This window comes from Undibacterium sp. Di27W, assembly GCF_049340345.1.
Classification (GTDB): domain Bacteria; phylum Pseudomonadota; class Gammaproteobacteria; order Burkholderiales; family Burkholderiaceae_D; genus Undibacterium.
This window is the reverse complement of record NZ_JBMPOS010000019.1, coordinates 37715-55576: the sequence shown is the minus strand read 5'-3', so window position 1 is coordinate 55576 and position 17862 is coordinate 37715. Positions and strand designations below refer to the sequence as shown.

Genomic DNA, 17862 nt, shown 5'->3' with positions numbered 1-17862 from the left:
CCCGGTGATCGATGATCAGCCGGGTTTTATTTTTTTTCAGACCTCGATTTTGCATAAACGCCGCTATGCACATACTCAACTCAGTATTAATATCCTACAATCACTTTCACTCGCACTTTCGTCCATGGGTACAAACCCTTTTCCAATTGCACCCGATGCCATGTTTCTAAAATTAGACATGAGCACAAAAAACTTGTTGATCCAGAATTTTGAATCGGAATGGGGCTTGACCGACGAGCGTCTCTGTTATTTTGACGATGTACTCATCGGACTAGCATCCGACACCAGCACCGATGGTAAGCAAATTTATATTTCACTGTTACCCAAGCTTGATTCAACGCGTCAATATCCCTGGCCTGACAGAGCGATGTTTATTTTGGGAATGACTAAATTACTAAGTACATCAAAAGACTGGCTGCTCATATGCGAGCGAGATGCGGATCAAAACAAGCTTAAACATATCAACGGGCTCGAAGAAACGCTCATTGCATTAAATACTGCATTAGCATTCAGTGCGGGCGAGCCCATCCATTGCCCGACTTTCTCCGCATCCTCACAAATTTAAATCTACAGTCATATGATGTGAAGACCAATGCAGATCTATTTTCATCTTCAGTCATCCCTCTCAACCATCATGCCAGACTTGATCTGGAATCCAGTGTCGTTAGGCTGCGATTCCGATGTGACAGAACCCGCAAAAAACCGCTGTTTTATACAAACAGCAAAGCACGCGAACAGTATGAAGCCAACGCCGCTGGATGCCGGATCGAGTCCGGCATGACGGTTTTTGGGGGGATGGGATTGAAGTGGCTATAAGCGTTATCTATGCCTAGCAGTTTCATAAAAACGTACCCCCCGTAGGAACGGCTTCAGTCGCGAATAGCTACACGGCAAAGCATGTTCGCGGCTGAAGCCGCTCCTACGTGTGGCAATGATGGGTTACAGGTATCCTGACATGAAGGGTTGACGAGCTGGGGAAAGACGGATCAGTCTCAAGGATGATGACCAGTTCACAAGCCAGCACATAGCCCAACCACACGTGAGAAATCTCTTTTACGCAAATCATCATCATGTATCATGAAGTAAAGCATGCCACTGTCGGTGCCCCACATGATTTCGTCATCAGTATCAACTTGCAAGAGCAGTCGCCAACGTGCTGCGTTTGTCCAGCCGTGTTGATCTCGCTCAGGATATTGACCACTGCGCGCATACTCTGCCTGTGCTTCCAGGCTATTATTTTGCAAGGTGGCAGGATAGCCGCCCAGGCGAATGCCTGAAGACAGGCCGTCTGGCAAGGTCGTTTCAAAAAACGCCCGGTATTCTTCCAGTTCATCGTCTGAAAAAAGCTGGGCTTCGATGATCGCTGCATCGGTTTGCGGCAATTCACTTTTATCCTTGACCAGGCACATGGGCCTGGGTGCGATACCAGACCCGCTGTGGCTGACTACACCTTGTTCTGATACTGCTTGAGGGAGCCAAAGCACGCTGACGGCCTGGGGATGAAATTGCTCATCTTGCAGTATCTCGCCTTCACTATCCACACTGACAAAGAACATCAGCACGCCCGCAGGCGGAAGAAGATTTTCTGTCAACAGGCTCGCTGCTGCACTCAAGTCTATCTGGCAAAGCATCAACATTTTATGTCCGGCATATTCAGGCCAGGCGACGTCGTTTGGCAAACTGGGGGTGCCATACATGGATGAGTTTTCGCCTTGTTTTTTGTTGGTTTCCTTAAGAGCCAGGGCTGGCTTCACGAGATTCTTTAGCACTTTTTGATAGGCAGGCAGTTTCTTGCGGCCACGTATCTTATCGACGAGTTTTGTCAAAACACCTTTAGATGCCGTAGCCCCCGCCTCGCCAGAAGATCTGGCAGGGATGATGAGCGGTTGCCATGTCAGCTCGCTAAAAGTGACATGGGACAGATTTTTCTGCGAGAGTGTAAAAACGCCGTGATCAGTGACCATATAGCTGGCGCGATACTTAAGGTCGGCAGAAAAATGGGCTTGATCCAGGCTGCTATCTTCCTCATCCATGGGAACAGCAAACTCGGCAACCCGTTTTCCATCAATGTCAATGACGCGCGCACCACTCCAGCTAGCCGCCATCAGGAAATTCCCAGCATATGACAAACTGAGGTGCATTTGATCATCAGTTGGCGCACGAGGATTGGGGCGTAAGGCATCGATGAACATCCCGTGTCCATCTATCAATTCTACGGTCCCGCCTTGGTGGCCTATGGCAAAACGATTCATTCCGGCGGCAGCGGCAAAGGCTCGATATGCCTTCTTATCGTATTTTGGAGGATAACGATGAGCTGGCTTATCCGCATGGAGAGGAACTAACTCACAGATAGTCGAGCTGTTATCGTCGTGAAAGAAAAAATCAGCTGAAAAAACCGCCTGCGCTATGTTGTCTGAATGCGCGATGCCGCTCAATGTCAGCTTGCCATGATCAAGTTTCAATAATTTTGATTGCAGGCCCAGCAATAAGAAGGCGTATCCGCTGCCGCTGGCAATGAGCTGTGCTTGCGCGAGCAAGCCTTGTGCATAGGCAGGAATTTTAATCTTTAATCGTTGGCACAGGCTGGCCGCAGTCTCTTCAGAAATGATACGGTTTGCCGGGATGTCGACAATACGAAATAATGCCTGCCCTGCCACACCGGCAAAGAGCAAAATAACGACACCCTGTCCCATGGAAGCAGCCGCGCTGGGTGATTCAAGATAGTCATCAGAAATTTGACCTGCACACCAATCGACACGCCCCTGGACGGAAGGCACTGCAGATGCCAACCTGGCACGCTGTGCTGCAAGCGTTTCAAGCAAGGTCGCGCGCGGCAGGTGACGCATGCATAATGCAAAGCGATCATGCACGGCACCGCCTTCCTGATGCCATCTTGCATAGCCATACAGTTGCGATGGAAGCGGAAAATAAAATGCGTCACCCAGGGTCAAGGCGAACAAGCCTTGCGGCCCAAGATCGACCAGCATTTCTGTGATGTGTAGCGTCACAGGGCATCTCCAGATATAAGTAAATTTTTTCCCATGTTTGCTTTTGCAAACATTTTTTCAATAACGCTTGAGCGCGATATCTTCGTCGAATCTTACCTCGCAAGCTTGTGTCGTACAAGCTTGCACGGCAAGCTATCTGCGCCACCACTAGCTCCCACTGCTAGCCTCCCCCCCACGGCGTCATGCCAGACTCGATCTGGCATGACGGGTTTGAGGATGTGGGTTTGCAAATACCTATACGTGCCCTGCCTCATCACAAACCGTATTCATCTTCGTAGGAGCGGCTTCAACCGCGAATGGCTGCACGGCAAACATGTTCGCGGCTAAAGCCGCTCCTACGTTTAGCAATTGTGGTTGCGGGCACTGTGTTCTATCAGGTAGGGTGCGTTATAACGCACCACGTCAGCTTAAAGAAAACCACCATGTGCAATATCAAAAGCAAAGCGGTGCGTTGCAACGCACCCTACTACTGGTCAATGCACAGCATTCTCCCTGCTCCACCACTAGCCCCCGCTTCGTCATGCCAGACTTGATCTGGCATCCAGCGTCGTTGTGCCGTATCGCTGGTTTGATCACGAATGCAAAATCGTCATCGTGTATGTGAGTAAAAATACTGCCTGCCATGTGCTACCAACGCCACTGGATGCCGGATCGAGTCCGGCATGACGGTTTGGAGAGCTGTCACTTATAGCCAGCCAGGCGTGTATGACTACTCAAAAAGACGCAAAATCCCAACATGATGTCGCCAGGATCAAAAATATTTTCTGCACCATCATGAAAACAAAATCCCCAAAACATGGGCTTTGCAGTACTTTTCGCACTAGCCTGGCGAGTTTATTGTCTATTCAATCTCAGCTGCACGCACCTCAATAATGCACCGCCACCATTATGTCTTTTGCGAATAATGCCTATATCAATTAGTGATTTTTTGCCCCGTTGCTGGCCACGTATATTGTAGCCATCTGCCTGCTTCGAGGCAGTCTTTGCCATCGTGGCCATCTACGCAATTTATATTTTCAGGAATCCATCATGAGCCCGCAATTACGCCTGTATGCCATCGTCACAACGCTGGCTTTTGCCCTGGTCGCCATCCCCGCTTTTGCCATGGATGCCAGCCAGGCCTTTGTTGCCTCTGGCTGCGACGCCCCCTCATACGACCAAAGGACCCTGACTGATGAAGTGCAGGGCCAGGTCAGCTTGAATTTTTTGCTGGATGAAAAAGGCGAGGTCGTCGATGCCAAGATCACCGGTTCCAGCGGCTTTCGTGTCATCGACAAAGAATCCATGCGGGCCTTGAAGGCTTGCCGCTTCCAGGTGGGTGTTACACCAGGCTGGAATAATCTGGCTTTTGTATGGAAGTTGAAATAAACCTCCGCTTGTCATTTACATGGTGCGCGCGGCGCACTCTACCTGAACAAATGCGTAGACCAGTGCTATATTATCCGCTCCGTAGGGTGCGTTATAACGCACCACACCCGCTTAAAGGATACTACAAGACGTAATATCAAAACACCAAGCGGTGCGTTGCAAGACCCCCTACCTGTAGCCACGCACACGACAATGAACAAACAAAAACTACGCATCGCCGCTTTCCAGCGTTATCCCATTTTTGATGACCTGCAAAAAACCATTGCGCAATTGTGTACAGACTTGCGCTGGTGTCAGGGCCAGGGCATAGACCTGGCGGTCTTTCCTGAATCTTATTTACTCGGTTATGCTTCTGATGCAGCGACGATAGCACAACGTGCCCTGCCCACAGACAGACCGCCTTTCACACAAATGCTGCAAGAAATGTCTGGCTTTGACACCGACCTGATCCTGGGATTTTTTGAGCAAGGCGCGGCAGGCATCTACAATGCTGCTGCCGTGATACGGCAAGGACAGCTCATGGGTCTCTATGCGAAACGGCACCCTCGCGAGCGGGGTGTTTTGGCAGGACATGCATCGCCTGTGTTTGAGAAAGCTGGCTACTGTTACGGCATCAATATCTGCAACGATGCCAATTACCCGGAATACGCAGCAGAACTCCGCCAGCAAGGGGCGCGCCTGCTCTGCTACCCCTTGAACAATATGCTGGCACCCGCCACTGCAGAGCTATGGCGCAGCAAGAGTGTCGACAACTTGCGTCTGCGTGCCATGGAAACCGGTTGCTGGGTGGTGTCGGCTGATGTGGTGGGCAGGCATGAGGACAAGATCAGCCACGGCTGCACCTGCATCGTGGCACCGGATGGCAGCATCGTTGCCAGGGTAGCGGAGGGAAGTGAAGGAGTTATCGTTTTCGACATAGAATAAAGATGCAGCATAAAAATGCAGAATGAAGGCCTAATCCGGCAAAAAGTGTCCGCCACTACCCGCAACAACTCTTATGGCATTATTGCCCATCAAAAATATTTAACAATCCCACCACCCCTATTTGATACACTCTTATACACTCATCACACGCCTGCTATCCGATAGGTAACAGGCTCAGCAGCTATTTTCTTGCATCACCATATAAACCAGGTCATCGCCCCTTAAAGGTCGACATAATGGAGTCAGCATGAAATTTTCAGCCAAGATCGTCCTTTGCTCTGCCATCCCGGCTGCCTTGTTTGCCATAGGTCTGGCGACTGCCATTACCTCGCTGATAGCGACGCGCACGCAGTTTGATAACTATATATCAACAGAACAGGCACTGGAACGTAGTATTTCCGAGATGTATGCCCAGGGTTTGCAGATGGGGCAGGCGCTCAGGAATGTGGTGCTGGACCCGTCGAATAAAAAAGGCGTAGAGAATTTCCAGGCGGCGCAAACTGCCTATGACAAGGCCTTTGAAGAAGCCAAGAAAATATCGGCCAGCAATAACACCACGCAAAGCCTGGCCGAATTGCCGAAGCTGCGCGCTGCCCATGCCCAGGCCCAGGAAAAAATTGTCACCCTGCTCAAAGACAAGGGCGATGCCGCCCCGGTGCTGAATGCCGAAGAAACCCCGGCCTGGCGCAACCTGCGGGCCGAGCTGTTAAAACAGCGCGATGAAGCCGGTAAACGCTCGGCGCAAGAACATGCCAATGTCAATAGCAAGGTCAGCTTCACGGTCACGCTCTCACTCATCCTGGCGGTGCTGGCGGGCCTGGTGGCGGTCTTTTTGAATTTCTATTGCCAAAAGACCTTGCACAAAGAACTGGGCGGTGACCCGGCCCAGGCCAGGAATGCATTGTCGAATATCGCCAAAGGCAACCTGGCGCAAAACATAGACAATAATGCCGGTGACGATAGCCTCATGGGCGTGCTGCAAGAGATGCAGACCTCGCTGGAGTCTTTAGTCAATGGCGTGCGCGGCTCGGCCAGCGGCATTGCCCAGGCCACCAGCGAAATCGCCTCGGGCAGCATGGACCTCAGCAACCGTACCGAAAGCCAGGCCAGTTCACTGGAAGAAACCGCCGCCTCGATGGAAGAACTCAATTCCACCGTCAACCATAATGCCGACAGCGCCAAGCTGGCCAATCAACTGGCGGCACAAGCCTCTGAAGTCGCCAGTCGTGGCGGCGAAGTGGTGGAGCAAGTGGTGGGCACGATGCGCGGGATTAATGAATCATCCAAAAAAATCCAGGACATCATCGGCGTCATTGATGGCATTGCTTTCCAGACCAATATCCTGGCCTTGAATGCGGCGGTAGAAGCCGCCCGTGCCGGTGAACAGGGGCGCGGCTTTGCCGTGGTGGCCAGTGAAGTACGTTCGCTGGCAGGGCGCAGCGCCGAAGCTGCCAAGGAAATCAAGTCGCTGATAGGCAAGAGCGTGGAAGCAGTAGGCAAAGGCACGCAACAAGTTGACCTGGCGGGCACCACCATGGAAGAAGTGGTCAGTGCCATTCGCAAGGTCAGTGAAATCGTCGCCCAGATCAGCGCCTCCAGCGCCGAACAATCTACCGGCGTCTCGCAGGTTGGTGAAGCCGTTAACCTGATGGACCAGACCACCCAGCAAAACGCCGCCCTGGTAGAACAAATGGCCGCCGCTGCCACCAGCCTCAATGAGCAATCTGGTGAGCTGATGAATGCGGTGTCGGTGTTCAGGACCAGGCAGAGCGGCGGGGCCTTGCGGGCACGGTGAATTGCCTGTAGCTAGCCTGATAGACTGGTAGGAGCGGCTTTAGCCGCGAACGATGTACCTTACCGTATTGTCGGCCTGGCAGGGGCCAGCGTCATTGCCTGGTCAATACCCACAAAAAAAACAATAGCGGCAAGGCCAGAAAACCGGATAGCGCCAGCGCCGCACACACGACACCGTTCTCGGCAGCCATGCCCGGTCGCCCTAAAAACCAGCGGCTTGCAGCACCCGCCCACAGGCCAGCGCAAGGGAAACCATATAGCATGAAGGTGACCAGGCCAGCCGACTCTTCACTACCAGGCTCTCCCTCGCCACCTGTCATCTCCGTGTTATGCAAAGAACTCAGACCGCTAAACAGTTGCCAGAGCAGGGCTGCACTGATCAAGACTACAACGATCAATAGCACGCGACGATTGGATATCATAAAAACCAGGCCGAATGGAATGGCATAAGGTATCAGGCAAAGGCAGGCCAGGATTTCCATGGGTGAACGCGATCTGTGATGTGAAATAAATTAGCGGGCCAGCTAGAACACCAGAGCATCATGTGCTAGCACCTCGCCATAGAGCCTGCAGCATGCCATGCGCATATGCAGTGGCGATGCGTTCAGTGTGAAGTGCGGGTTTGCTGGCAAGCCTGTCCATACTGAAGTCAAGACCAAACATCTCGCCACAGTAAGTAGGATGCGTTTTAATGCACCCTACGCACCATTCGCATCATGGGTGACATCGGCGACATAAAAGCGGTGCGTTATAACGCACCCTACTTCAAGACCAAACATCTCACCACAGAGGCACCGAGACACAGAGTGGGCACGGAGAACACTTTATCCGGCGCGATATCGGTCGGCAGGGGTCTTATATCGTAGGAGCAGCTTTAGCCGCGAAGGATGTACCGTACTGGTCATTATTGACATTAAGTAGGGTGCGTTATAACGCACCATCCGCACCATTCGCACACCACCGGCGACATAAAAGCGGTGCGTTACAACGCACCCTACTGGCTGAGGTCAAGACCAAACATCTCACCACAGAGGCACAGAGACACAGAGTGGGCACAGAGAACACTTTATCCGGCGCGATATCGGTCGGTAGGGGGTCTTATATCGTAGGAGCGGCTTTAGCCGCGAAGGATGTACCGTACTGGTCATTATTGACATTAAGTAGGGTGCGTTATAACGCACCATCCGCACCATCGGCGACATAAAAGCGGTGCGTTACAACGCACCCTACTGGCTAAAGTCAAGACCAAACATCTCACCACAGAGGCACAGAGACACAGAGTGGGCACGGAGAACACTTTATCCGGCGCGATATCGGTCGGTAGAGGCCTTATATGGTAGGAGCGGCTTTAGCCGCGAAAGATGTACCGTACTGGTCATTATCAGCAGGATGCGTGGGGTGCTTGAGGTGCTTTATAGTGCACCGGTTTTGCATTCATCAGGCATATCAAACATTCGCGGCTGAAGCCGCTCCTACAACAGCAGATCTAATTCCTGGTAACGACAGGTCCGCCTGCGGTAAAGCCCCCCCTTTTTTCTGCCCTACACCTTATTTGTATTTTTGTCTATACAAAATAAATGCAATTATTTATTCCAGGAAGTGTAAGTAATCGGAAATCCGCACGACTGATGCTTAAGTTCAGCTTGTTGATGCAAGTTGCAGGGCAGGCAAAGAACTTTGTTTGTAGTACAAAAACTTTCAATACTTTTATTTATTTCAAATCTACGGAGAACACATCATGAAAAAATCTATCCAAACTGGTGCCCTGATCGCTGCTGCCGCTGCTACTATGGCTTTGTCTGGCCTGGCCCTGGCTGGCACCAGCACTGTCAGCGCCGGTGACAAAGTGCATTGCTCTGGCATCAATAGCTGCAAAGGTACGAGTGATTGCAAGACAGCAGAAAACGCTTGCAAAGGCCAAAATTCTTGCAAAGGCCATGGCTTTGTAGCGACTGCTGCTGGTCAATGCCTGGCTAAAGGCGGCAAAATCATTGATCTGGATAAATAATCCAGGCTGATTGATGAAATGCGCCGGCTCTTGGGCCTGGCGCATTTTGTGTTTTTACTTCCTCTTTATTCATCATGACAAATTCCCTCCCACCCCCACTCTCATCTACCAGCTTTGGCCTGGGTTTGCGTACTGAGCACTACCTGCCGATACTGGCTGACAAGCCAGCGGTGGACTGGTTTGAAATTTTGTCAGAAAATTATATGGTGCCCGGTGGCAAACCACTGGCCATGCTTGACGCGATACGTGCTGATTACCCGGTGGTCATGCATGGCGTGTCGATGTCGATAGGCTCGCCTGAAGGGCCTTCTGCAGAATACCTGCAAGACTTGAAGAAGTTAATGGAGCGGGTATCTCCGCTATGGGTATCCGACCATATTTGCTGGACGGGTGTACATGGCAAGAATATGCATGACCTCTTTCCGCTACCGTATAACGAAGAGACGATACAGCTGGTCGTCAATAATGTGCGCCGTGTACAAGATGTATTGGGGCGCAGGCTGGTGCTGGAAAACGTCTCCAGCTATCTGCAATACAGCAGCGACAGCATGCCCGAATGGGAATTTGTGGCCGCCATCGCCGAGCAGGCAGACAGCATGATTTTGCTGGATGTGAATAATATCTATGTCAGCAGCGTCAACCATGGTTTTGATGCGATGGATTATTTGCGTGGCATCCCTGTTGGACGGGTACAGCAAATCCACCTGGCCGGGCATAGCGACCACGGCACGCATATCGTCGATACCCATGACCAGCCTATCGCCGACCCGGTATGGGACTTGTATGCGCAGGCAATACGCCGCTTTGGTGCCGTACCCAGCATGATAGAGCGCGATGACAATATCCCGCCACTGACAGAACTGGTGGCCGAGCTGGATCAGGCGCGCCGCGTTTGCCATGGCGTTTTGTCGCCAGCCCTGGCTGCTTAGTAGTTGAGGACGATGAACATGCATAACACCCAGACCTTGCAAGACAATTTCCAGGAATTTATTTTAGGCCAGCGTGATGCTGCCAGCATGCACTCGCATCTGGCAGAGACGCCTGGCCTGGATCGCGATGCCCGCCTGGATATTTACTACCAGGCTTATCGCCTGCGCCTGCGCGATGCACTATCCCAGGCGTATAGCAAGACCCATGCGTATCTGGGTGATGAATTATTTTACGAGGCATGCGCAAGCTATATCACCGCGCAGCCTTCGCCCTTTCGCAATCTGCGCTGGTTTGGCGACAAGTTTGCCCTGCATTTGCGTGCACATATGACCGAGCACCCGCAAGTGGCTGAGCTGGCGCAATTTGAATGGGCACTGGGGACAGCCTTTGATGCAGAAGATCACGCGATTCTGGGTTTGCCTGATCTGGCCACCATCAGTGATTGGGAAACGGTAGGCTTGCGCACCAGTAGCTCCTTGCAATTCCTGTCCATGCAATGGAATGCTGTTGCCATCTGGCTGGCCCTGAATGACGATGCAACACCACCTGCCCCCACCTGCACGCCAGAACCCGCCACCTGGATCATCTGGCGCAAGCAATTGCAGGCGCACTTCCGCTCCCTCGTTACTGAAGAAGCAGAAGCTTTGCGTCAACTCAGCCGGGGCCAGCGCTTTGCTGAAGTGTGCGAAGAAGCAGCAGAAAAAAATCCCGACATCGCCAACGAAATCGGCGGCTGGTTGCAAACCTGGGTGGTCGATGAAATGCTGGCAGGTGTTGAGGAAGCCTGATATCGGCCAGTAACAGGGTATTGCGTATGGTGACGACCATCGAGTAGGGTGCGTTGTAACGCACCGCTTTTATGTGACCGATGGTGCGGATGGTGCGGATGGTGCGTTATAACGCACCCTACTCTCTGTCAACAACGACCACCCCAGGCATCGTCGCTCCAGCGCAGACTGGAGCCTAGCGGCGTTCATTGTTCAACGAAGAAACGCGAGATCTGGACATTCATTTCACACACTTTACGGCAGTTTAAACCTCACGGCGCAAACACCATGGATTCCTGCCTGCGCAGGAATGACGATGGGGAAGATATCCAGGTAAAAGACGACAGGGTTTGCGCAGGTATCAACGAAAAATTTTGTAGGGTGCGTTGTAACGCACCGTTTTTATGTCGCCGATAGTGCCGATGGTGCGTTATAACGCACCCTACTCTCTATCGATAGTGACGACCCCAGGCATCGTCGCTCCAGCGCAGGCTGGAGCCTGGCGGCGTTCATTGTTCAACGAAGAAACGCCGCCCATCTGGACATTCACTGCACACACTTTACGGTAGCTTAAACCTCACGGCACAAACACCATGGATTCCTGCCTGCGCAGGAATGACGATGGAGAAGATATCCAGGTAAAAGACGGCAGGGTTTGCGCAGGTATCAATGAAAAATATACTTGCAGGGTGCGCCGTGCGCCACGCGCACCGCCTTGTGCGCCGCTTTGTGCACATTAAAAAAGGGCGCACAATGAGCTACTCTCCGTGTCAGCTCTGTGTCTCTGTGGTGAGATTTTTGGTCTTGACAGTGGTGCGCATGGCGCACCCTACGGGCCACCAAAATGTGGCAAATATCAAGCGTCGATGATACGTATTATAAAACCAAAATGCAGGTCATGGCCGCTGGGTTAAGGCTTGCGCGCGAATAAATGACTGCTTGGTTGAGACATTGCAACAGCCCACAAATTTCTTCAATTATTTTCATCACAGCCACTAGCGCTGCGCGCTTGCCTGCTCCATAATCCGCGTCCGCCAGAAAAAAGGGGAAATGACTTGTGCATAAGCGCATAAAAATGCCACGTTATTTTCATAGCACAGTCCCCTGCTCTCGCGTTTGTACTGATGTTTTTACCCCAGCAGTTTATTTCTCATCCACCCCTGATGTTAGCAACATCATTTACAAGGAGTCTCCATGAGTAAAAACGACGACGCTTTTTCCGACAAGCAGCAAACATCTTCGAGGCCCATGCGCCTGCCTACTGAATCAGGCCAGCGTGATCATCATTGGGCCATGACGCGGATTATCCTGCCGCGTTTCTTGCGTGAAGATGCTGCCGCGATTTTCACCGAACACCTGCGCCAGAGCGGGCGTACACTGGTGGCAGATACCTGGGATGAATTTGGCCGCAGCACCATCAAGAACCCGGCTGATATTATCCCTAGTGAAGAGCTGGCCGTCTTCATCGACCATACGGCCAAAGGCAGCGAGATCATCACGATACAAATGCCTACGCCCCTGTACCGCAATGAAACTTATTTCATGGCCATCGTCTGCCAGACGCCGCCGGACAACTATCGCACTTTCAGCCTGGAATACAGTGTCATGCCGCAAGGTGGCCAGGCATTTACCATGCTGACCGGTATCTGCAATGGCAGCCGCAGCAATTTTGGCCTGGGCCCGGCACCGGACAAAGCGGCCTTTGTTGCCGCTGTGGCCGCCATTATCGATGAAGGCCAGACACCCATGACGACGTTTGCCTTGCCAGCGATGTAAGCCATGACTAGCATGCCTGGCAAAATAGCATTTACTTTTCAATAATATCCAAAAGCAAATAAAGTAGTTGCTCTGAGGAGTACTGCCCTGATCTGATCTCATTCACTACAGGCAGGACTGCAACTTGCGGCCTGCCTGTCACTATTTATATTCCGAAAGTGTGTCTATTTGTAAGTTTCTGAAACAATTTGACACAATTACCTAGTCGATGTTCTAATCCACGCTTCCATTTTGGAGAAGTGTCTGCTTTTCCTTTAATAACAAGAATACGCAATATGAAATTTGACTCTTTCAACGCCAAGCCGCAAGGCCAGTCGGCCAGTGCCCTGAGCCTGGAAGACTGGGATAAGCCAGAAAGAACGCCCGAGATCAGCCATGTCCCTTCCAGTCAGCGCGAGTTGACGGGGCATGACATCGCCAATTTGCATCCTAAAGAATTTCGTAACGTCAGCCTGGGGCTGGAATTGTATGCGCCAGGTAATTGGCGCGAAACCAAGAATAGCCGCTCCCTGCAATTGCATGACATGGCCACGGGTACCAAGCTAAAAGCAAAGGGCTTTGCGCGCCAGGATGTGTCGATAGAAAAATGGGTGGGCATGCGCCTGCCCATGGTGACCAAAGAAATGCCAGAGATGACGCAGGTGACAAAGCCTGTTGCCATCCGGGGTGAGAACTGGGGCAGCCGCGTCCAGGGCATCGTGGCAGAATACCAGGGCCGCCTGCCGGGCGAAGATGAAGACAGCCATTTACTGATCTGCTGCCTGCGCACTGACAGCATGCTGATTTCAGTCACCATCAGTGCACCTGCGGCGGTGTTTGCCCAAAATCGTGCTGTGTATAACTGGATTTTTAGCCGCTGCGACATAGGCATGGCGTTTCCGGTGTTACCGGCTGCTGCACACAAGTCTGGTGCCAGGACCAGCACAGGCACAGGTACAAGTAGTGCCAGCAGCAGTACGCGAAACCCGTCAGCACCACATACTTACGATTACGTGGAAATCGGCAATCTTGCCAGTGGCATGCGCTTATTAAATTTGGCCATGCTGATATTTGCAGGCATGGTCTGGTCGGTGCAGCATTTCCACATGCGTGGCATGCAGGCTGCGGTCATGGTGTTTCCATTTCTGGCCCTGGTTGCGGTCATGAGCGCTTATGGTTTGATACGCATGTACCGTGGTAGTGGCTGGGGGCGGCCATTTAAAGTCATCGTCGGCATCCTGGCTTTCACCCCATTTGTGAATATACTGGCCATACTGGCCATCAATTTACGCGCCAGCTCCATTCTGCGCACCCAGGGTTACAAGATAGGTTTGCTGGGTTGCAAAGAGGCGATTCCTGAGTCCAATCATGACATGAGCAATGTCATCCTGTTGACGGTGGTGCTGATACTGGCAGAAATTGGTTACGCCTCGTACACGAATAATCACCTGAGTTCTGCACCGGAAACGGCAATGACGGAATTCTCTCCGGCGGGCCAGCACTTCAGCATCAATATGCCCGGTAAGCCGGTAGAGCAACAGCTTGCCGCCCCGCCTGAGGTCCGCAATAACCATACTTACCTGGCAGGTTCAGGCAAGCTCCAGTATGCCATTACCTATTTCGATATTGCAGATGAACCGGCCGAGCCCCTGCCTTTCCTGGAAGGGATACGGGATGGCATCGTCAGCGATCTGAAAGCCATTATCATTGAAGATAAAACCCTTACGCGAGAAGGCAAGAAGGGGCTCAGCCTGAAAATGACAGGCAAGGGCAGCCTCAAGCATATGCAGCTTTTTATTGCTGGCAAGACTGTCTACATCCTGGAAGCAACTGCGCCAGTCAAAGAAGATAGCTCAGACAAAATTGTGGCCTTCATGGATTCTTTTCATTTTAAATGAGGCCATGAATACACTGCTGGCCTGCTAACGAACAAGCAGGCCAGAAGTCATTGCGCGTTTAGAAACGGTCCGGCTGACGATATTTCCCACATCAACCTGGAGATCGCAACGAAGCTCCAGGTTGAGCCGCCAGCGCCAACCGAAACGACTCAGGCAAAAAATCAGCCACCGCCGCCGGGCGTGCCAGCACTCGTCGGCACTTGATTACTGGTGCGGGGAGAAATGCTTTCTTCCTGATTTTGCACCAACACCATCTGCGTTACCTCGCCGTTGGCGTTTTTCTCAAAACGCATATGTATCCGCGCCGGGCTATCCTTGACAAAAAATTCGCTAACGGAGTAAGGCAGAATTTCCATCTTGCTCTTGCCCGATCTTTGTATAAAAACCTGGCTACCTGTACGGCTGACGATGCGGTCTTCCTTGGCGTTGATTTTATATACACCAACTACCTGATCCAGCACCTCTGGCGCGAGTTGAATCGCCTTATATTCAGGAAACGGCTTGCCGATCGCGATGGCTGCAATTTTTTCCGCCATATAGGCAGAATTCGGATTGAGTCTGCCGTCATTGCTCAAGACTGCGACGAATACCTTTTGTTCAGGGATGCGCATGACAAAGGAATTAAATCCTGGAATGATTCCATCATGCGCGTTGGCTGCCACGCCCTGTATCTTGATGGACATCCAGCCAAATCCGTAATTGCTGCTTTTTCCATCGTTCAGCACATGCGGACGCAAGGCTTGCTGCCAGGACGCGGGCTTGAGTAATTTATTTTCAGCGATGGCTTGATCCCAGAGCGCCAGATCGTCGACAGTGGAAACCAGTGCGCCTGCAGCATAGCCAATATTGGCACTGATGGGGCTGGCTTTCTGTATGCCATTACTGCCTCTGACATATCCCTCGACGCGCCTTTGAGCATCTCTTTCACGCCCCTCGAAAGCGGTATGACGCATATTCAAAGGGCTAAATACTTGCTGGGCGAGATAGTCGCCATAGGACAGACCAGAAATTTTCTCTATGATCAAACCAAGTAAAAAGTAGCCTGAATTGCTGTAAGCAAAATGTTCGCCGGGCGCAAATTCCAAGGGCTCATTCTTGAAGAAATCCAGCATCTCCGCGACCGTCATTGGCTTGTCTGCGATGTCGCCAAAACCTGGCATCGCCAAAAAATTCTTGATGCCAGAACTATGTGTGAGCAAATGCTCTATCGTGATTTTTTGCCCTTTCGCCGGAAATGCGGGCAACACACTACCAAGATCATCATTCAGACTAAGCTTGCCCGCCTCGACCAGCTGCAGTATCGCCACTGCCGTAAATTGTTTGGTGATGGACCCAATGCGCATCATCATGTCGGGTTGCAAAACGGTTTTATGTTCGACATCGGCGAGACCATAGGCTTTGCGAAACAGGGTTTTACCATCACGCGTGACGATGACAGTTGCGCCCGGCATTTCTGCCTTGAAATAGTCGGTTAAAGCATCGTCAAAACTCTTTGCTGTGGCATTGCTGGCGACATTGCTGGCGGCGTTGCTGATGTTTGCAGCGCCGGTACTTTGCGCCCAGCTCGCGACTGGCAAGGCTAACATGGCTGCAGCCAAAATACTTACACTGAATTTACCTAAACCATGCGTCTTTTGTGTCTTTGGCTGCCGTGCAGAATTTTTATTGTAGATGGAAGACATGGTGAAGAACCCTTAATCTGATCAATGATGAATGGAAAAATTGCGGCATTTCTCCCTAAAAAAAATCTGCTGACACCGAAGCTGTCTGGTGTACAGCATCAGAATTTCTGCTGGGATGCGCCATTCTTATTGAATCGGATTTTTCACATAAGCTGTTTGCGACAGAACGTGGAAATTTGGGGGCAGATGGTATGAGCGTGGATATTTCTGAAGTTAAACCCTACTCGCGCATCATCATTTTTCGCACTGGAAGCTGCGGTAAAGATATCGCGTTTTTTGAAAATGAACCGGGCAAGCGTTCACAAGATGCTGGCGATCTGTAGCGAACGTCAGTGGGGATGAAGAACAGCGCATGCGCCTCGATCACACATGCGCACAAGTAGCACACAGCTATTAGCAATCACCCGGTTGCAGGGCAACTTTCCAGGTTTCTGTAGACAGATCATTCAAGGATCGTGCTTGTGTAGTGAAGACATATTCAAGCGCGATACGGTCATCGTACAGGGCTTTCATCTTGCCCCGGCAATACGCCTGGACCAGCGACTTTTTATATGCCTGGCGCTGCTCGGCTGAAATTTCTTGTTTGAACTCTTCTGTGGCATACATGCTCATGACACGGTCCTTGTAATCTGCTTTATCAATACGCAAGCCGTTGTCCAGGGTCATCGGCAATTTTTCCTTTATACGCTCAACGACCGTCTTAGCTTTCGTATCGCTCACAACAGATGTATATCCTTGCTTCCCCATGCCTAGCATGAGTTTGGCAATAACACCCACAACCATCAGGATCACAAGAAAACGCATTAGTTTTAACTTTCAAATAAAGTGGGGCAGGATTATGTGCAAGAGCAGCATTCTATCAAGCCGCGATATGCCTGCCTATAAAATTATGCTCCCGCGCCATGCGGGCAAGGACAGCCATGCGCAGACTATTCTTGTATGCTGAAAACGGTGAGATTCGAACTCACGGCCCCCGACAGCGATGCTGTATGTAGACAGGTGCATTGATCCACTCTGCCACGTTTTCAATTTATTTTTTTCTTCAACTGGCTACTGCAAGATGCGTTGCGCCACAGCTCTCAATATCGTCTGATTTCGTAGGGTGCGCCATGCGCACCAGCACGCGTCTTGCGTCACACTTGGCAGGCATGGTGCGCACAGCGCACCCTACTGAATTTTTACTTCTCAAACTGGCAGGGGATCAAGGATTCGAACCTTGGAATGCTGGGATCAAAACCCAGTGCCGTGACCGCTTGGCTAATCCCCTGTAAAACTGGTGCGCGCGGAGGGACTCGAACCCTCATGCCATTTGGCTCTGGTGTTTAAGACCAGCGTGTATACCAATTCCACCACACGCGCTTTCATCATTCACTCTCCCATGCCTGTAGGGTGCGTTGTAACGCACCACGACCGGGGCAAATTGGTGCGTTATAACGCACCCTACAAAACTGGCGGAAACGGTGAGACTCGAACTCACGGGACCTTTCAGCCCTACTGTCTTCCAGACAGCTGCAATGGCCGCTCTGCCACGTTTCCAAACTGGTGCGCATGGAGGGACTCGAACCCTCATATCTGACGAAACTGTTTTTTGAAACCAGCGTGTATACCATTCCACCACACGCGCTTTTATCGATCACTTTCAATTTGGGCATTCAGCCCGCTTCTGTAGCACCTTGTCTCGGGTGATTTGGTGCGTTATAACGCACCCTACAAAACTAAAACCAGCGT

General features: G+C 51.5%; 14 protein-coding genes and 5 tRNA genes. 10 read left to right on the top strand and 9 right to left on the bottom strand.

Annotation, left to right across the window (positions count from 1 at the left end; all coding sequences use genetic code 11):
- Positions 1–4 precede the first annotated feature (4 nt).
- Entirely contained in the window at positions 5–565 is a 561-nt protein-coding gene (locus ACO0LF_RS27890; RefSeq protein ID WP_423020065.1) for a hypothetical protein, read from the top strand.
- 445 nt (positions 566–1010) lie between these two features.
- On the opposite strand, the gene ACO0LF_RS27885 is transcribed toward ACO0LF_RS27890, so the two are convergent.
- Positions 1011–3008, bottom strand: a complete 1998-nt coding sequence (locus ACO0LF_RS27885; RefSeq protein ID WP_423020063.1) for a DUF1963 domain-containing protein — start codon at positions 3006–3008, stop codon at positions 1011–1013.
- 1029 nt (positions 3009–4037) lie between these two features.
- Between ACO0LF_RS27885 and ACO0LF_RS27880 the strand changes: the two genes are divergently transcribed.
- The 3 genes from ACO0LF_RS27880 (at position 4038) to ACO0LF_RS27870 (ending at position 7095) form a co-directional block, all read left to right on the top strand.
- Entirely contained in the window at positions 4038–4376 is a 339-nt protein-coding gene (locus ACO0LF_RS27880) for an energy transducer TonB (RefSeq protein ID WP_423020061.1), read from the top strand.
- Between the two features lie 192 nt (positions 4377–4568).
- Positions 4569–5300, top strand: coding sequence for a carbon-nitrogen hydrolase family protein (locus tag ACO0LF_RS27875; RefSeq protein ID WP_423020059.1), 732 nt, complete (start codon positions 4569–4571; stop codon positions 5298–5300).
- A 247-nt stretch (positions 5301–5547) separates the two neighbouring features.
- Positions 5548–7095: a methyl-accepting chemotaxis protein gene (locus tag ACO0LF_RS27870; protein ID WP_423020057.1), complete on the top strand. Its 1548-nt coding sequence runs from the start codon at positions 5548–5550 to the stop codon at positions 7093–7095.
- Positions 7096–7186: 91 nt separating this feature from the next.
- Here the strand turns inward: ACO0LF_RS27870 and ACO0LF_RS27865 are convergent, their stop codons facing one another.
- A complete protein-coding gene (locus tag ACO0LF_RS27865) occupies positions 7187–7516 on the bottom strand; it encodes a hypothetical protein (RefSeq protein WP_423020055.1) in 330 nt (109 codons plus the stop codon).
- A gap of 1316 nt (positions 7517–8832) precedes the next feature.
- On the opposite strand from ACO0LF_RS27865, the gene ACO0LF_RS27860 reads away from it, so the two are divergent.
- From ACO0LF_RS27860 to ACO0LF_RS27840, 5 genes are all read left to right on the top strand, one after another.
- Positions 8833–9102, top strand: coding sequence for a hypothetical protein (locus ACO0LF_RS27860; protein ID WP_423020053.1), 270 nt, complete (start codon positions 8833–8835; stop codon positions 9100–9102).
- 74 nt (positions 9103–9176) lie between these two features.
- The gene (locus ACO0LF_RS27855) at positions 9177–10031 is read left to right on the top strand and encodes a DUF692 domain-containing protein (protein WP_423020051.1); all 855 of its coding nucleotides are present in this window, start codon (positions 9177–9179) and stop codon (positions 10029–10031) included.
- 18 nt (positions 10032–10049) lie between these two features.
- The gene (locus ACO0LF_RS27850) at positions 10050–10820 is read left to right on the top strand and encodes a putative DNA-binding domain-containing protein (protein WP_423020049.1); all 771 of its coding nucleotides are present in this window, start codon (positions 10050–10052) and stop codon (positions 10818–10820) included.
- A 1173-nt stretch (positions 10821–11993) separates the two neighbouring features.
- Positions 11994–12575: a hypothetical protein gene (locus ACO0LF_RS27845; protein ID WP_423020047.1), complete on the top strand. Its 582-nt coding sequence runs from the start codon at positions 11994–11996 to the stop codon at positions 12573–12575.
- Between the two features lie 275 nt (positions 12576–12850).
- Positions 12851–14452 (top strand): hypothetical protein, encoded by a 1602-nt coding sequence (locus ACO0LF_RS27840; protein WP_423020045.1) that lies wholly within the window; start codon positions 12851–12853, stop codon positions 14450–14452.
- A gap of 161 nt (positions 14453–14613) precedes the next feature.
- Here the strand turns inward: ACO0LF_RS27840 and ACO0LF_RS27835 are convergent, their stop codons facing one another.
- A complete protein-coding gene (locus ACO0LF_RS27835; protein ID WP_423020043.1) occupies positions 14614–16038 on the bottom strand; it encodes a serine hydrolase domain-containing protein in 1425 nt (474 codons plus the stop codon).
- A 287-nt stretch (positions 16039–16325) separates the two neighbouring features.
- On the opposite strand from ACO0LF_RS27835, the gene ACO0LF_RS27830 reads away from it, so the two are divergent.
- Positions 16326–16457: a hypothetical protein gene (locus ACO0LF_RS27830; protein WP_423020041.1), complete on the top strand. Its 132-nt coding sequence runs from the start codon at positions 16326–16328 to the stop codon at positions 16455–16457.
- A 70-nt stretch (positions 16458–16527) separates the two neighbouring features.
- Here the strand turns inward: ACO0LF_RS27830 and ACO0LF_RS27825 are convergent, their stop codons facing one another.
- From ACO0LF_RS27825 to ACO0LF_RS27800, 6 genes are all read right to left on the bottom strand, one after another.
- Entirely contained in the window at positions 16528–16800 is a 273-nt protein-coding gene (locus tag ACO0LF_RS27825) for a hypothetical protein (RefSeq protein WP_423020039.1), read from the bottom strand.
- Between the two features lie 277 nt (positions 16801–17077).
- A tRNA-OTHER gene (locus ACO0LF_RS27820) sits at positions 17078–17161 on the bottom strand.
- Between the two features lie 164 nt (positions 17162–17325).
- Positions 17326–17401, bottom strand: a tRNA-Gln gene (locus ACO0LF_RS27815).
- A 7-nt stretch (positions 17402–17408) separates the two neighbouring features.
- A tRNA-Leu gene (locus ACO0LF_RS27810) sits at positions 17409–17493 on the bottom strand.
- Positions 17494–17583: 90 nt separating this feature from the next.
- A tRNA-Ser gene (locus tag ACO0LF_RS27805) sits at positions 17584–17670 on the bottom strand.
- Positions 17671–17674: 4 nt separating this feature from the next.
- A tRNA-OTHER gene (locus tag ACO0LF_RS27800) sits at positions 17675–17758 on the bottom strand.
- Between the last annotated feature and the right edge of the window lie 104 nt (positions 17759–17862).

Coding starts and splice junctions, on each gene's coding strand:
- ACO0LF_RS27880 (WP_423020061.1), top strand. CDS start 4,038: ATGAGCCCGCAATTACGCCTGTATGCCATCGTCACAACGCTGGCTTTT.
- ACO0LF_RS27875 (WP_423020059.1), top strand. CDS start 4,569: ATGAACAAACAAAAACTACGCATCGCCGCTTTCCAGCGTTATCCCATT.
- ACO0LF_RS27870 (WP_423020057.1), top strand. CDS start 5,548: ATGAAATTTTCAGCCAAGATCGTCCTTTGCTCTGCCATCCCGGCTGCC.
- ACO0LF_RS27865 (WP_423020055.1), bottom strand. CDS start 7,516: ATGATATCCAATCGTCGCGTGCTATTGATCGTTGTAGTCTTGATCAGT.
- ACO0LF_RS27860 (WP_423020053.1), top strand. CDS start 8,833: ATGAAAAAATCTATCCAAACTGGTGCCCTGATCGCTGCTGCCGCTGCT.
- ACO0LF_RS27855 (WP_423020051.1), top strand. CDS start 9,177: ATGACAAATTCCCTCCCACCCCCACTCTCATCTACCAGCTTTGGCCTG.
- ACO0LF_RS27850 (WP_423020049.1), top strand. CDS start 10,050: ATGCATAACACCCAGACCTTGCAAGACAATTTCCAGGAATTTATTTTA.
- ACO0LF_RS27845 (WP_423020047.1), top strand. CDS start 11,994: ATGAGTAAAAACGACGACGCTTTTTCCGACAAGCAGCAAACATCTTCG.
- ACO0LF_RS27840 (WP_423020045.1), top strand. CDS start 12,851: ATGAAATTTGACTCTTTCAACGCCAAGCCGCAAGGCCAGTCGGCCAGT.
- ACO0LF_RS27835 (WP_423020043.1), bottom strand. CDS start 16,038: ATGTTAGCCTTGCCAGTCGCGAGCTGGGCGCAAAGTACCGGCGCTGCA.
- ACO0LF_RS27830 (WP_423020041.1), top strand. CDS start 16,326: ATGAGCGTGGATATTTCTGAAGTTAAACCCTACTCGCGCATCATCATT.
- ACO0LF_RS27825 (WP_423020039.1), bottom strand. CDS start 16,800: ATGACCCTGGACAACGGCTTGCGTATTGATAAAGCAGATTACAAGGAC.